This is a genomic window from Sphingomonas sp. Leaf33, from assembly GCF_001421785.1.
Classification (GTDB): Bacteria; Pseudomonadota; Alphaproteobacteria; order Sphingomonadales; family Sphingomonadaceae; genus Sphingomonas.
Map to the genome: position 1 here is coordinate 411,325 of NZ_LMLB01000017.1, position 13,491 is coordinate 424,815.

Genomic DNA, 13,491 nt, shown 5'->3' on the forward strand with positions numbered 1-13,491 from the left:
CGTGCCGGGGAGGATTGCAGAAGAGCCATCAAATCTTCCAGCCCGAATGGATCGCGACCAGGCCGCCCAGCAGCGGTTCGACCTTCGTCTGTACGAAACCCGCCTCGCCGATCATCCGCTCGAACGCCGGCATGGTCGGGAAGCGGCGGATCGATTCGATAAGGTAGCGATAGCTGTCCTCGTCGTTCGCCAGCAGCTTGCCGAGCTTGGGCACCAGCTTATGCGAATAGGCATCGTAGACATCGCCGAACAGCGGCCAGGTCGTCGTCGAGAATTCCAGGCAGAAGAACCGTCCGCCGCGCCGCAGCGTGCGGTGCGCTTCACGCAAAGCCTTTGGGATATCGGTCACGTTCCGGATACCGAACGCGATGGTGTAGGCATCGAAGAAGCGGTCGGGAAATTGCAGAACTTCCGCGTTCGCCTCGGTCCAGACCAGGCCGTCGATCCCGCGTTCCTGCGCACGCTCCATTCCGACTTCGAGCATCGCCGGGTTGATGTCGGCCACCGTCACGCTCGCACCCGATTTCGCCAGGCGGAAGGCGATGTCGCCGGTGCCGCCGGCCATGTCGAGCACCTGCTCGCCCGGCCGCGGCTTGACGCGCGCGACGAAGCGATCCTTCCACAACCGGTGCATGCCCCCCGACATGGCGTCGTTCATCAGGTCGTAGCGGCTCGCCACATTGGCGAAGACGGCGCCGACGCGGCTGGTTTTCTCTTCCGGGGCGACGTCTTCATAGCCGAAGGACACGGTGTCAGTCATGGCACCCGCCCTAGCGAAGCCTTGTGGCCCCCGCAAACGCAACCTAGCTCTGTCCGGTGCCAGAGCTTCCCGAAGTCGAAACCACCGTCCGCGGTCTTGCGCCCGTGCTCGACGGCCAGCGCCTGTCGTCGGTCGTCACCCGACGTGGCGACCTCAGGCGCCCGTTCCCGGCGGAGCTGGCGCAGCGGATGACGGGAGCGACCGTCACCGGCCTGTCGCGGCGCGCGAAATACGGGCTGATCGATACCGATCGTGGCGACACGATGATCTTCCACCTCGGTATGTCCGGGCGGTGGCGGGTCGATCCGGAGGAATTGCTGGCGCACGATCATCTGGTGATCGAGACGGATGGCGGGCGGCGGTTGGCGCTGAACGACGCCCGACGGTTCGGATCGGTCGATCTGGTGCCGACGGCGGATGTTGCCGACTGGCCCGCGTTCCGCGCGCTGGGGCCAGAACCGCTGGGGCCGGACTTCACCGCCGCGCATCTCGACGCCGCGTTCGACGGGCGAATCGCCTCGATCAAGCAGTTGCTGCTCGACCAGCGCATCGTCGCGGGGCTGGGCAACATCTACGTCTGCGAGGCGCTGTATGAAGCGCGCATCCGCCCGTCGAAACCCGCGGGGCAAGTGTCGCGACCCAGGCTCGCGCGGCTGATCGAGGGCGTCCATCTGGTGCTCAATGCGGCGATCGCGGCGGGGGGATCGACCTTGCGCGACTATGCCCGTCCGGATGGCGAGCTCGGCTATTTCTCGAAGCAGTTCAAGGTCTATGGGCGCGAGGGGCTGCCGTGCGAATGCGGTGGTGTGGTCGCGCGCTATGTCGAGGGCGGTCGATCGACCTTCTGGTGCCCGAAGTGCCAGCGGTAGGTTGACCGAATCACCACTGCACGGTAAGGGCGCCGCTTTCCCGGCTCGTGGAGACTGTCCGCGCGCCTTCAAAACAGCAGGAACCGAACGTAATGGCGAATACGCCTCAGGCGAAGAAGCGCATCCGTCGCAACGAGCGTCGCGCGGAAGTCAACGGCAACCGTATCGGCCGTATCCGGACCTTCGTGAAGAAGCTCGAGTCGGCACTGGCCGCCGGCGACAAGGAAGCCGCTACCGCCGCGATCGCGCAGGTTCAGCCGGAAATGGCCCGCGGCGTCGCCAAGGGCGTGCTTCACAAGAACACGGCGTCGCGCAAGTTCTCGCGCCTGACCAAGCGCCTCGCCGCCCTCGGCTGAGGCTGCCGGCGCCGGTTCGGCGCTGAACGGTTGATCTGAATTATGGCCCCGTCGGGATACTCCGGCGGGGCCATTTTCGTGTCCGCTGACGGTCGGCGGAACGGGGTGAGAACGCGCGAAAAGGTCCGATTTGGGGAATCCAGCTTTTACCGCGATTCGCGCGGACTGATGGGTGTGGTTCCGGATAAGATGCTGATATCGTTGGATAAGAAATTTTTCCGACGCAAATGCGTGAGTCAATCCGCTTTATTTCAGTTTCTTGACGGCCCCGCGGGTTGATCGACTCGTTCAGTCGCGACACAACGGCCCTCCGGTCGGCGGTCGCTGGCTCGGCATTTGACAGATTCGGGGCATTTTGGGTCGGGACAGGCGTTCCGGCTCGGGGGACACTTGTCGGTTGAGAACAGGGGGGCTGGCGCATTTGCGCGGGCCTCGCGGGGAAGGATTGCGCGCGTGGCATTTGGTTTGGCCAGGATCGGGGATGCGGACGACGCCGTGGCGAAAGCCTGGGCGCGCGTGCGCACGAACCTGCGCCACTCGGCCGGCCAGCGCCTGTTCGACCAGTGGCTGAAGCCTGCGACGCTGATCGACGGCAGCGATGCCGATCAGGTCCGTATCGGCCTGCCCAGCGCGTTCATGACGACGTGGGTGAAGAGCCACTACGCCGATCGCCTGTTCCATGAATTCCGCGTGTTCCTGCCGCAGTTGCGGTCGGTGTCGGTCGAGACGGTCAGCGAGACGAAGCCGCGCGCGCTGACGATCGATGCGCCTGCGCCTGCGCCGTCGCCCGCACCCGTTCCGGCGCCGGCACAGGCTGCGATCCGGAGCGCCGAGCGTCCGAGCTTCGACCCGCGCTTCACCTTCGACCGGTTCGTCGTCGATGCGTCCAACCGCGTGGCGTTCAACGCCGCCCGCGCGCTTGCCGAGCCGGGCCGCCCGCGGTTCAGCCCGCTGTACCTCCACTCGGGCACCGGGCAGGGCAAGACGCACCTGATGCACGCGATCGGCCAGGCGTTCCTCGACGCCTGCCCGGATGCGACCGCGCTCTATATGCCGGCCGAACGGTTCATGTTCGAATTCGTCCAGGCGCTGCGCGCCCGCGATACCCATGCCTTCAAGGCACGGCTGCGCGGCGTCGACCTGCTGATGATCGACGATCTGCAGTTCATCTCGGGCAAGGATTCGACGCAGGAGGAATTCTTCCACACGGTCAACGAGTTCATGGGGGCGGGCAAGCGGCTGGTGATCGCAGCCGATCGCAGCCCGATGACCCTCGACGGCATCGAGCCGCGGCTGCTGTCGCGGCTGGGATCGGGCCTGGTCGCCGATATCAAGTCGCCCGAGCTGGAGCTGCGCCGCGCGATCCTGAACGCCAAGCTGGCCGATGCCCCCGACGCCGATGTGCCGCACGACGTGATGGAACTGCTCGCCAGCCGCATCACCGGCAGCGTGCGTGAACTGGAAGGCGCGCTGAACCGGGTCGTCGCCTATGCCCAGTTGAACGGGGAAGCGATCACGATGGACTTCGCGGTCGGCGTGCTGGGCGACCAGTTGCGCGGCAGCCAGCGGCGCGTGACGATCGACGAGATCCAGAAGGCTGTCTCCACGCATTTCGACCTGAAGACGATCGACTTGCTGTCGGCCCGCCGCGCGGTCGCGGTCGCGCGACCCCGCCAGATCGCGATGTATCTCGCCAAGCGGCTGACGACGCGCTCGCTGCCCGAAATCGGCCGCAAGTTCGGCAACCGCGACCATTCGACGGTGATCCACGCGGTGCGCCGGATCGAGGAACTGCGCGGCACCGACCGCGATGTCGACAGCGCGGTGAACACGCTGCTGCGGCAACTGGAGCGCTGACGGACGCCTTCGCACTGCGTCAGCCATTCGAGGCGTCGCGACGTCGGGCAGCGGTGCGGGACAGCCGGTCCGTCTGACGACGTGGCGTCAAGGGCCGTGGTCAATCCGTCGTCCTTAAAGCGCGCGCCGGGCCATCATCTCCGCGGCGCGATCCGTCGCCAGGCGCGTGTCGGTCGCCAGCTTCTTCACTTCGGTCGCCACCACCGCAAAGCCGCGTCCCGCGTCGCCGGCCCGGGCCGCTTCGATCGTCGCGTTCAGCGCAAGCAGGTTGGTCTGCTGGGCGATCGTGCCGATCGTGCGGACGATGCCGTCGACCTCGCCCATGATTTCCTCGAGCGCGCAGGCCGTACGCTTGGCCGCGGTGATATCGGTGGCGATCTTCAGGATGCGGTCGGGACGGCCATCGGGACCGAGCACCGGATTATAGGTCGCCTGCAGCCATAGCACGTTGCCGTGTGCATCCAGCCGACGGTACTCACCCTGGTCGAAGTCACCGCGGCTCAGCGTCCGCCAGAATTCGGCATAGGCCGGCGACGCGGCATAATCGGCGTCGCAGAAGATGCGGTGATGCTGCCCGATCAGGGCCGATCGCGCATAGCCGAACAGTGTGCAGAAGAGCGGATTGACCTCGACGATCGTCCCAGTCGGCGTGAATTCGACGACCGCCTGGGACCGGTTGATCGCGGTCCATGCCGCTTCGATGCTGCCGCGTGCCTGCGTCATTCGTCCTCGCCTCGTGAATCGGGGCTAGGATAAAATACGCAAAATACGATTAACGTACATTAGGCACGCGAGGCTCGATGCTCAGACGAGCAGACCGACTGCATCCTGCGCCTTGCGCAACGTCGGGGCGGCCAGCGCCTGCGCCCGCAGCGCACCGCGTGCGAGTTCGGCGGCGACCGCGGGCTTGTCGCCCAGCAGGGCGACCAGCCGGTCGCGGATCGGCGCGAGCGTGGCGATCGCGAGATCCGCGAGCGCGGGCTTGAACGCTCCGAAGCCTTGTCCCGCAAACCGATCGACCACCGCCTGCGGCGTCATGTCGGCCAGCGCGGCATAGATGGTGACAAGGTTCTTCGCCTCCGCACGGGTCGCCAGCGCGTCGAAGCTGTCGGGCAGGGGATCGGGATCGGTGCGCGCCTTCTTGAACTTCTGGACGATCAGGTCGTCCGGATCGACCAGGTTGACGCGGCTCATGTCGCTGGGGTCCGACTTCGACATCTTCGCGCTGCCGTCGCGCAAGCTCATGATGCGCGGCGCGGCCTTGGAGATGAGGGGCTCGGGCAGCGGAAACAGATCGACGCCGAAGTCGGTGTTGAACTTCTCGGCGATGTCGCGGGTCAGCTCCAGATGCTGCTTCTGGTCCTCTCCCACGGGTACATGGGTCGCCTGATAGGCCAGAATGTCGGCGGCCTGGAGCACGGGGTAGGTGAAAAGTCCGACCGGCGCGCCGTCGCGGTTCTTGCCTGCCTTGTCCTTCCACTGGGTCATGCGGTTCAGCCAGCCCATGCGCGCGGTGCCCTGCAGGATCCAGCACAGCTCGCTGTGCGCGGGCACGCGGGCCTGGTTGAACAGGATCGACCGGTCGTCGATGCCGGCCGCCAGCAGCGTTGCGGCCATCTCCAGCGTCGTCGCGGTGCGTTCAGCCGGGGTGATGTTGCCGGTCAGCGAGTGGAGGTCTGCCAGGAAGAACAGGCATTCTCCCCCATCCGTGCTGGCAGCGTCCTGCATCGACACCCACTGCTTGATCGCGCCGAGGTAGTTGCCGAGGTGCAGGTTGCCGGTGGTCTGGATGCCGGAGAGGATACGCATGGTCAGTCCTTCGTCGCGCGGCGCGCGGTGAGTTGCTTGATGTCCGTCAGGCGGTAGGCGCCGGTCGCGAAGCAGGCGAGGACATAGATGCCGCCGCCGGCGCCCACCAGCAGCGCGAGGCCGAGGAACCGTTCCCAGATGCTGCCGAGCAGCCACGGGTCGAGCATCCGCTGGCCGGCATAGAGCGTCGCCCCCATCATGATCGCCGCCAGCAGCAGGCGCGGCACCCGGCGCTTCACCTGCGCATCGGGCGCGAAGTGTTCGCGCAGGCGCAGCGTGCGGTAGAGGAGTGCGAGGTTGACCGCCGCGGCGATCGCGGTCGCCAGCGGCGGGCCGACATGCTTGATGAGCGGGATGAGCGCGAGGTTGAGCACAAGGTTCACGCCGACCGAGATCGTTGCGAAGCGCACCGGCGTCCGGGTGTCCTCGCGCGCATAGAAGCCGGGCGTCAGCACCTTGATGAGGACGTAGGCCGGCAGTCCTGCCGAGAAGGCGGACAGCGCCCAGGCGCAGCGCTGCGTATCTTCCGGCGTGAACTGGCCATGCTGGAGCAGGCCGCGCACGATCGGTTCGGCAGCGATCATCAGCGCGGCGGTCGCGGGGAGGGTCAGAAACAGCGCAAGCTCGATCCCGCGGTTCTGCGTCGCCATCGCTTCGGCCTCGCGGCCCGAGGTCAGCAGCCGCGACACGGTCGGGAGCAGGATGGTGCCAAGACCGATGCCGATCAGTCCCAGCGGCAGCTGGTTCAGCCGGTCGGCATAATAGATGTACGAGATCGAGCCTTCGTCGAGCAGGTAACCGGCCAGCGCGGTCGAAACGAGCAGGTTGATCTGCACGGCACCGGCACCGGCCGCGGCGGGCAGGATGAGCTTCAGCAGCGCGCGGACTTCGGGGTCGAGCTTCGGCGCGCGCAGCTTCAGCGACACGCCCGCGCGGCGGCACGCCCAGGCAAGCCACAGGAGCTGCAACACGCCGCCGATCGGAACCGCCACCGCCTGGGCCTGCGCGGTCTGGTACGGGTCGCCGTGGAAGACGACCAGCGCGGTGACCATCGCCAGGTTGAGCAGGATCGGAGCCGCCGCATTGACCCAGAATTTCTGGAGCGAATTCAGGATGCCCCCCAGCAGCGAGGCCAGGCTGATCAGCATCAGATAGGGGATCGTGATCCGCGACAGCGTGACGGCGAAGTCGAACTGCTCCGGGGACGGGGCCTGCTTCGAAAAGCCGCCCGACAGCGCCCAGGTGATCGGCCAGGCCGCTGCCAGCATGACGACGGTGAACAGCACCAGGATCGCGAACAGCACCGCCATCGCGCGTTCGGCAAAGGCGAGCGCGATCCCCATCTCGCCGCCCGCCTCGCTCACCTTGCGGTTGAACATCGGGATGAACGCGGCGGTGAACGCCCCTTCGGCGAAGAAGGCGCGGAACATGTTGGGCAGGCGGAAGGCGACCAGGAACGCGTCGGACGCGAAGCTCGCGCCGACATAGGTCGCCTGGAGCGAGTCGCGGACCAGCGCCAGCACGCGGCTGGCGAGCGTCAGCCCGCCGATCGAGCCCAGGGCGCGGACGAGGTTCATGCGCGGATCAACACTCCCCCGTTCGCTCGAGCGCGAACGGGAGGATATGCTGCAAAGGCTTACGCCTGGCCCGCCGGCTCGCCCTCGGCGAGCTGCTCCTGCTGCGCCAGCTGCTGGAGGTAGAGCTGGCCGAAATCGATCGGGTCCAGCATCAGCGGCGGGAAGCCGCCGTCGCGCACCGCATCCGCGACGACGCGGCGGGCGAAGGGGAACAGGATGCGCGGCGCTTCGCCCAGCAGGAACGGCTGGACATGCTCTTCGGGAATATTGCGCAGCCCGAACAGCCCGGCATAGGTCAGGTCGACGACGAAGGCGACGGTGCCGTCGTCGGTCTCGGCCTTGGCATCGATCTTCAGGACGACTTCATGCACGTCCTCGCCGACCTGCGCGGCACCGATGTTGAAACCGATGTCGATCTTCGGCGCGCCGCCGGCCGACTGGTAGATCGCCGGGGCGTTCGGATTCTCGAACGAGAAGTCCTTGATATACTGCGAGATCACGCCCGCGACGGGGCTGGTGTCGGCACCGTTGCTCATCGGTTCGCCGGTGGCGCTGAAATCGTCGGCCATGTGCTAATTCCCTGTTAGGCAACGCACGCGCGCCTGACGCGTTGGCAGGGGCGACGTGCGAAAAAATCGTCGTCGCGCCTAGCAGGGCAGGGCGGCGGTTTCAACGGCGGCAGCGTCGGTTTGAACTCGCCCGCTGCCGGGACTATGTAAGGCGTTCAGTGTTCGGAGGTCCGGTGTTAGTTTACGTCATCCTGCTCGCGATGGTTGCGGCGTTCCTGGCGCTCCGTCTGTATTCCGTGCTCGGCAAGCGGACGGGCCATGAGCAGCAACCGCTGCCGCGTGCCGCCGAGGATCGCCCGGTCGCGCAGGCCGTGCCCCGCACGATCGACGTGACGCCGGAAGTACGGGAAAGCGGCCCGCGCGCCGTCGAGACGGGTGCCGAGGGTGGCCTGCGCCAGATCGTCCAGGCGGATTCGGGCTTCGACGTCGCGCAGTTCATCGAAGGCGCCAAGGGTGCATACCGCATGGTGCTGGAGGCGTTCTGGAAGGGTGACCGCGAAACGCTGGCCTTCCTGGTCGAGGACAATGTCCGCGGCGAATTCGAAGGCGCGATCGATGCGCGCGACGCCGCCGGCGAGACGCTGGAGAATCGCCTTGTGTCGATCGAACGCGCCGCGATCATCGATGCATCGCTGACCGGCAAGGTCGCGCGGATCACCGTGCGCTTCGACGCCGACATCGCCGCGGTGACGCGCGACAAGGACGGCACCGTCATCGCCGGGTCGATGACCGATGCGGTCGAGACGCACGACGAATGGACCTTCGTTCGCGACCTGAAGGCAAGCGATCCGAACTGGAAACTGGCCGATACCGACGAGGCGTGAGGACCCGCGTGTTCCTGCCTGCGCGGGAGCTATGGTGCAGTTTCACGGTATCGGTGGTGTTTCCTATCCCGGCGCCGATGCTTTATGGCGGCCGGGCGGTAGTCCGGCCGTGATGCGTTCCCAAGAGGTTACATGAAGCGTTTGATCGTCGCCGGCCTGACGGCGAGCCTCCTGTCCGCCTGCTCCAACGCCATCGTTCCCGCAGCGCCTGAACCGGTCGGCAGCCGTGCGCCCGCACCCCGATCGCAGTCGAGCTATCCGGCACCCCGTGAATCGACCGTGCCGGTCCGCCAGCCGACGCCGTCCACCCCAATGCTGCCGATGCCCGGTCAACCGACACCCGCAGGCGTCACGACGGCTGCGGCGGCGGGCCTCGTCGCCGGTCCGCCGATCGCCTCGTTGCCCGTTCCGGCCGACGATGCCGCCGCCGCGCTGTCGGCGTTCCGGACGTCGTGCACCGCACTCGTCCGCCGCACCGATGTGTCGGGCCTGACCCGCGGCGCCGACTGGCAGCCGGCTTGCGACGCCGCGCGCCAGGCGTCCGACCGCGACGCGCTGGGCTTCTTTGCGCGCTGGTTCGAGAGCGTACAGATCGCCGACGGCAAGGCCTTCGCGACGGGCTATTACGAACCCGAAATCGCCGGATCGCGCACGCGCGGCGGTGCGTACCAGACGCCGGTCTATGCCAAGCCCAAGGATTTGGTCGAAGTCGACCTGGGGCTGTTTTCCGCCGACCTGAAGGGCAAGCGCATCCGCGGCCGGGTGGATGGTGCCAGCTTCGTACCCTATTACGACCGGACCCAGATTGAGGAAGGCGCGCTGGCCGGTCGCGGGCTGGAAATCGCCTATGCCGCCGATCCTGTCGAATTCTTCTTCCTGCAAATCCAGGGCTCGGGCCGTCTGCGCCTGCCCGATGGCGGCGTGATGCGGATCGGCTACGATAGCCAGAACGGCCGCGAATATACCGGCATCGGCGCACTGATGCGCCAGCGCGGGCTGCTGACGCCCGGGCAGGCGTCGATGCAGGGTCTGATGGGCTGGATCCGCAGCAACGGCCAGGCCGGCACCGACCTGATGCGCGAGAATAAGAGCTTCGTATTCTTCCGCGAACTGACGGGGCCGGGCCCCTTGGGCGCGATGGGCGTGCCCGTCGTCGGCGGGGCGAGTGTCGCGGCCGACCCCAAGTTCATACCGCTCGGCGCCCCCGTCTTCCTGTCGATGGACCGCGCCGATGCCAATGGTCTCTGGATCGCGCAGGACACCGGCGGCGCGATCAAGGGCGCGAACCGCGTCGACACCTTCTGGGGGGCGGGCGATACGGCGCGCGCGACGGCGGGCGGCATGGCGGCGCGCGGGACCGCGTTCCTGCTGCTGCCCGCGGGCACGCTTGCGCGGTTGCAGGGGGGTATGCCGCGTGTCGAACCGTCGCCTCTCCCCTGACGAATCTGCGCTCTGGCGCAAGGTGATGGCGGGCGTCCGGCCGCTCGCGGGCCGCGCGCCGTTAACGCTGGGTGCGCCGTCACTGTCGCCGCCGGTGTCGCCCGTCATGACGCATCCGCAAAAGGTCCGTGCGCCCGCGCTCGCCAGGACCGCCGCTGCGCCGGCGCGCAAGCCTGCGCCGAAGCCGATCGATGCGGCCACGCTGGACGCGTCGTGGGACCGGCGGCTGTCACGCGGGCTGGTGTCGCCGGACCGCTCGGTCGACCTGCACGGCCTGGGCCTGCAGGGCGCCTATACTTTGCTGGACGAAACGCTGGCCCGCGCCATCGCGACCGGCGACCGCGTCGTCCTGCTGGTGACCGGCAAGCCGCCGCCGCGCGAGTCCGAACGGCCGCACGCGCGGGGTGCCATCCGCGCGGCAGTCGGCGACTGGCTGGCCGCGTCGCGTCACGGCGACCGCATCGCCGCGGTGCGTGGGGCGCATCCGCGTCACGGCGGGAATGGCGCAATTTACATCATTCTGAAGCGGCCGCGGTAAAGTTTCTTAACCTTCCCCGTTGATACATGCCCCTCTTCGGAGCGGCAGGTGCCGTCCGACGGGGGATCGCGCGCGTCCGACATGGCCAGTACGTCGCTCATCAATCGCGCGGGATTTTACGCGATCGGTGCCGGGGCGATGGCCTTCGTCCTGACCTTGCTGGCGATGGGCCATGGCTTCTCCGACGGACGCGGGATGACGCACGCGGCCATCGCCGGTGTCGTGTGCGCGACGCTGTGCTGGTTCAGCGTCTATCGCAGCCTGAATACGAGCGCCGCCGCGCTGGACGCCGCCATCGACCGCTTGGTCGCCGCGGCGAAGGGAGACCTGGAGGCCGATGTGCCCATGGTGGTCGTCACCCATGCGCCGCCGCTCGCCCACGCCATGGCCGACCTGTTTCAACAGCTCCATACCCATATCGACGGCGTGCAGCGACTGGCGCTGTTCGACCCGGTCACCGGCCTGCCCAATCGCACGCATTTCCGGCGGGCCGTCGAATGCCAGCTGATCGACCTGCCGCTCGACGCGCGCGCCGCGCTGTTCTTCATCGACCTCGACCGGTTCAAGCGCGTCAACGACACGCTGGGTCACGCGGTCGGCGATCAGTTGCTGGCGATGGTCGCCAACCGGCTGCGCGTGGTGGCGGAGCGGTTCGTAGGGGAGGGGGAAGCGTCGCGCCCCCTGATCGGCCGGCTTTCGGGGGACGAATTCACGATCTTCTACCCCCGGCTGACACGGGTCGGCGACGCCGACCGCATCGCGCGGGGCGTCCTGTTCGCGCTGACCGAACCGTTCGACCTGGCCAACCAGGATGTGACGATCGGCGCATCGATCGGCATCGCGCTCCGCCCCGATCACGGCGAGACGCTGACCGAGCTGATGCGGGCCGCCGACACGGCGATGTATCACGCCAAGGCCACGGGTCGTGGTCGGGCGGAGCAATTTTCCGACCGGCTGGCCGAGGAGCTGGCCGACCGTGCGCAGCTGGAATGCGACCTGCGGGACGCACTGGACCGCGAACAGTTCGGGCTGGTGTTCCAGCCGCAGGTCGGTCTGGCCGATCGCCGTGTCGTCGCAGCGGAAGCGCTGCTGCGCTGGCGGCACCCGTCGGGCGAGGAGCGCCTGCCCGGCGCCTTCCTGCACCGGGCGGAGGAAAGCGGCCTGATCGTCGAGATCGGCGAATGGGTCATCGGCTCGGTCGCCGCGACGATCCGCCGCTGGGGCGCGATCGGGGTCGATCATCGCCTGGCGGTCAACGTCAGCCAGCGCGAGCTGGACCATGCCCAGTTCTTCCATCGCCTGCGCGATGCGATGCGGTCCGCCGGCGCGCCGGCGTCGCTGCTCGAACTCGAGATTACCGAAACGATGGCGATGCGCTGCTCCGCCGAGGTCGTGGAAGCGATCGCGGCGTTGCGCGCCGACGGCGCGACGATCGCGATCGATGATTTCGGCACGGGCTATTCGAACCTCGCGCGCCTGCGCACCTTGCCGATCGACCGCATCAAGCTCGACCGCAGCGTCATCGCGACGGTGACCGAAGGACCCGAGGCGCTGGCCATCGTCCAGTCACTGGTCGGGCTGATCCACGGCCTGGGGCTGGAAGCGGTCGCCGAGGGTGTCGAGCGCTTGGATCAGGCCGATGTCTTGCGCATCATCGGCTGCGACGTGATCCAGGGCTATGCCGTCGCCGAACCGATGGCGGAGGCGGCTTTCCTGACCTGGTCGCGGGCCGAAATCGATCGGGTGCGGCTGACGGCGTAGAGGTCAGGCCAGCGCGGTCGCCAGGAACCGTCGATACACCCGTTCCAACGCGCGCAGATCATCGATCGCGACCGCTTCGTCCAGCTTGTGCATCGTCGCGTTCAGCAGGCCGAACTCGATCGTCGGGCACACCCGCGACAGGAAGCGCGCGTCACTGGTCCCGCCGGTCGTCGACAGCGTCGTCTCGATGCCGAGTTCGTCGCGAATCGCGTCGCCGATCAGCGTCGACAGCGCGCCCGGCTGGGTCAGGAACGCCTCGCCCGACACCACCGCACGGCACGTCGCGCCCGGCGCATGGGTCGCGACGACGGCCGCGATCCGGTCGGCCAAGCCTTGCCCGGTGTGCAAATCGTTGAACCGGATGCTGATCCGTGCGCGTGCCGCCGCCGGGATGACGTTGGTCGCCGGATTGCCGACCTCGATATCGGTGATCTCGATGTTCGACGGCTGGAACCAGTCGGTACCGTCGTCGAGCACCACCGCATCGATCGCCGCCAGCACCGCGACCAGCCGCGGACAGGGATTGTCGGCCAGATGCGGATAGGCGACGTGGCCCTGGCGCCCCGGCACCTCGATCCAGATATTGACCGACCCGCGCCGCCCGATCTTGATGGTGTCGCCCAGCCGTGCGGCCGATGTCGGTTCGCCGACCAGGCACAGGTCGGGCCGGATCCTGCGCGCGGCCATGCGATCGATCAGCGCGCGGGTGCCGTGGACGGCAGGCCCTTCCTCGTCGCCGGTGATGATCAGGCTGACGGTCCCGCGCGTCGGCAGGTCGCCGCACGCCGCGACGAACGCCGCGACCGCACCCTTCATGTCAACCGCGCCGCGGCCGTAGAGCAGGTCGCCGCGCACTGCGCCGACGAACGGATCGCCGGTCCAGCCGGCGCCCGGGGGCACCACATCGACATGGCCGGCAAAGGCGACGTGGGGGCCCTCGCCGGGGCGGACCGCCAGCAGGTTCTCGACCGGTCCATCGGGCGCATCGCCGGCGACGAAGCGATCGACTGCGAAGCCCAAGGGGACCAGTGCCGCCTCCAGCACGTCGAACACCGCACCGCGGGCCGGCGTGACGCTTTCGCAGTCGATCAGCGCCTTGGCCAGCGCTAGGACATCGGGACCGTTGGACAT

Annotated in this window: 13 protein-coding genes; 7 read left to right on the forward strand and 6 right to left on the reverse strand. The window is 67.8% G+C overall.

Features of this window, described 5'->3' with window-relative positions:
- Positions 1 to 28: 28 nt before the first annotated feature.
- The gene (locus tag ASE86_RS15120) at positions 29 to 760 is read right to left on the reverse strand and encodes a class I SAM-dependent methyltransferase (RefSeq protein WP_056428742.1); all 732 of its coding nucleotides are present in this window, start codon (positions 758 to 760) and stop codon (positions 29 to 31) included.
- Positions 761 to 816: 56 nt separating this feature from the next.
- Here ASE86_RS15120 and mutM point away from each other — a divergent pair, with 56 nt between their 5' ends.
- The 3 genes from mutM to dnaA all read left to right on the forward strand — a co-directional run bounded on the left by mutM (position 817) and on the right by dnaA (position 3,842).
- Positions 817 to 1,629, forward strand: coding sequence for a bifunctional DNA-formamidopyrimidine glycosylase/DNA-(apurinic or apyrimidinic site) lyase (gene mutM / locus ASE86_RS15125; protein WP_056428745.1), 813 nt, complete (start codon positions 817 to 819; stop codon positions 1,627 to 1,629).
- Positions 1,630 to 1,721: 92 nt separating this feature from the next.
- Complete coding sequence (gene rpsT / locus ASE86_RS15130; RefSeq protein WP_056428749.1) at positions 1,722 to 1,985, forward strand: 30S ribosomal protein S20; 264 nt, start codon at positions 1,722 to 1,724, stop codon at positions 1,983 to 1,985.
- 453 nt (positions 1,986 to 2,438) lie between these two features.
- The gene (gene dnaA / locus ASE86_RS15135; protein WP_235524137.1) at positions 2,439 to 3,842 is read left to right on the forward strand and encodes a chromosomal replication initiator protein DnaA; all 1,404 of its coding nucleotides are present in this window, start codon (positions 2,439 to 2,441) and stop codon (positions 3,840 to 3,842) included.
- A 114-nt stretch (positions 3,843 to 3,956) separates the two neighbouring features.
- Here dnaA and ASE86_RS16680 read toward each other — a convergent pair whose 3' ends face one another.
- From ASE86_RS16680 to secB, 4 genes are all read right to left on the reverse strand, one after another.
- Complete coding sequence (locus ASE86_RS16680) at positions 3,957 to 4,565, reverse strand: methyl-accepting chemotaxis protein (RefSeq protein WP_056428754.1); 609 nt, start codon at positions 4,563 to 4,565, stop codon at positions 3,957 to 3,959.
- Positions 4,566 to 4,646: 81 nt separating this feature from the next.
- Positions 4,647 to 5,651, reverse strand: coding sequence for a tryptophan--tRNA ligase (gene trpS / locus ASE86_RS15145; protein ID WP_056428758.1), 1,005 nt, complete (start codon positions 5,649 to 5,651; stop codon positions 4,647 to 4,649).
- Between the two features lie 2 nt (positions 5,652 to 5,653).
- Entirely contained in the window at positions 5,654 to 7,228 is a 1,575-nt protein-coding gene (gene murJ / locus ASE86_RS15150) for a murein biosynthesis integral membrane protein MurJ (protein WP_056428761.1), read from the reverse strand.
- 59 nt (positions 7,229 to 7,287) lie between these two features.
- Positions 7,288 to 7,797, reverse strand: coding sequence for a protein-export chaperone SecB (gene secB / locus ASE86_RS15155; protein WP_056428764.1), 510 nt, complete (start codon positions 7,795 to 7,797; stop codon positions 7,288 to 7,290).
- 173 nt (positions 7,798 to 7,970) lie between these two features.
- Here secB and ASE86_RS15160 point away from each other — a divergent pair, with 173 nt between their 5' ends.
- The 4 genes from ASE86_RS15160 to ASE86_RS15175 all read left to right on the forward strand — a co-directional run bounded on the left by ASE86_RS15160 (position 7,971) and on the right by ASE86_RS15175 (position 12,360).
- Complete coding sequence (locus ASE86_RS15160; protein WP_156347215.1) at positions 7,971 to 8,621, forward strand: Tim44/TimA family putative adaptor protein; 651 nt, start codon at positions 7,971 to 7,973, stop codon at positions 8,619 to 8,621.
- A 132-nt stretch (positions 8,622 to 8,753) separates the two neighbouring features.
- The gene (locus ASE86_RS15165; protein WP_056428770.1) at positions 8,754 to 10,061 is read left to right on the forward strand and encodes a murein transglycosylase A; all 1,308 of its coding nucleotides are present in this window, start codon (positions 8,754 to 8,756) and stop codon (positions 10,059 to 10,061) included.
- Between the two features lie 25 nt (positions 10,062 to 10,086).
- Complete coding sequence (locus tag ASE86_RS15170) at positions 10,087 to 10,599, forward strand: Smr/MutS family protein (RefSeq protein ID WP_056428773.1); 513 nt, start codon at positions 10,087 to 10,089, stop codon at positions 10,597 to 10,599.
- Positions 10,600 to 10,680: 81 nt separating this feature from the next.
- Positions 10,681 to 12,360 carry a putative bifunctional diguanylate cyclase/phosphodiesterase gene (locus ASE86_RS15175; RefSeq protein WP_056428776.1) on the forward strand — a complete coding sequence of 560 codons (1,680 nt, stop codon included), beginning with the start codon at positions 10,681 to 10,683 and terminating at the stop codon, positions 12,358 to 12,360.
- Between the two features lie 3 nt (positions 12,361 to 12,363).
- On the opposite strand, the gene dapE is transcribed toward ASE86_RS15175, so the two are convergent.
- Entirely contained in the window at positions 12,364 to 13,491 is a 1,128-nt protein-coding gene (gene dapE / locus ASE86_RS15180; protein WP_235524138.1) for a succinyl-diaminopimelate desuccinylase, read from the reverse strand.

Bases quoted from the DNA above. Each gene is read 5' to 3' on its own strand.
- ASE86_RS15120 (WP_056428742.1), bottom strand. From the start codon at position 760: ATGACTGACACCGTGTCCTTCGGCTATGAAGACGTCGCCCCGGAAGAG.
- rpsT (WP_056428749.1), top strand. From the start codon at position 1,722: ATGGCGAATACGCCTCAGGCGAAGAAGCGCATCCGTCGCAACGAGCGT.
- ASE86_RS16680 (WP_056428754.1), bottom strand. From the start codon at position 4,565: ATGACGCAGGCACGCGGCAGCATCGAAGCGGCATGGACCGCGATCAAC.
- trpS (WP_056428758.1), bottom strand. From the start codon at position 5,651: ATGCGTATCCTCTCCGGCATCCAGACCACCGGCAACCTGCACCTCGGC.
- murJ (WP_056428761.1), bottom strand. From the start codon at position 7,228: ATGAACCTCGTCCGCGCCCTGGGCTCGATCGGCGGGCTGACGCTCGCC.
- secB (WP_056428764.1), bottom strand. From the start codon at position 7,797: ATGGCCGACGATTTCAGCGCCACCGGCGAACCGATGAGCAACGGTGCC.
- ASE86_RS15165 (WP_056428770.1), top strand. From the start codon at position 8,754: ATGAAGCGTTTGATCGTCGCCGGCCTGACGGCGAGCCTCCTGTCCGCC.
- ASE86_RS15170 (WP_056428773.1), top strand. From the start codon at position 10,087: ATGGCGGGCGTCCGGCCGCTCGCGGGCCGCGCGCCGTTAACGCTGGGT.
- ASE86_RS15175 (WP_056428776.1), top strand. From the start codon at position 10,681: ATGGCCAGTACGTCGCTCATCAATCGCGCGGGATTTTACGCGATCGGT.
- dapE (WP_235524138.1), bottom strand. From the start codon at position 13,491: ATGTCCAACGGTCCCGATGTCCTAGCGCTGGCCAAGGCGCTGATCGAC.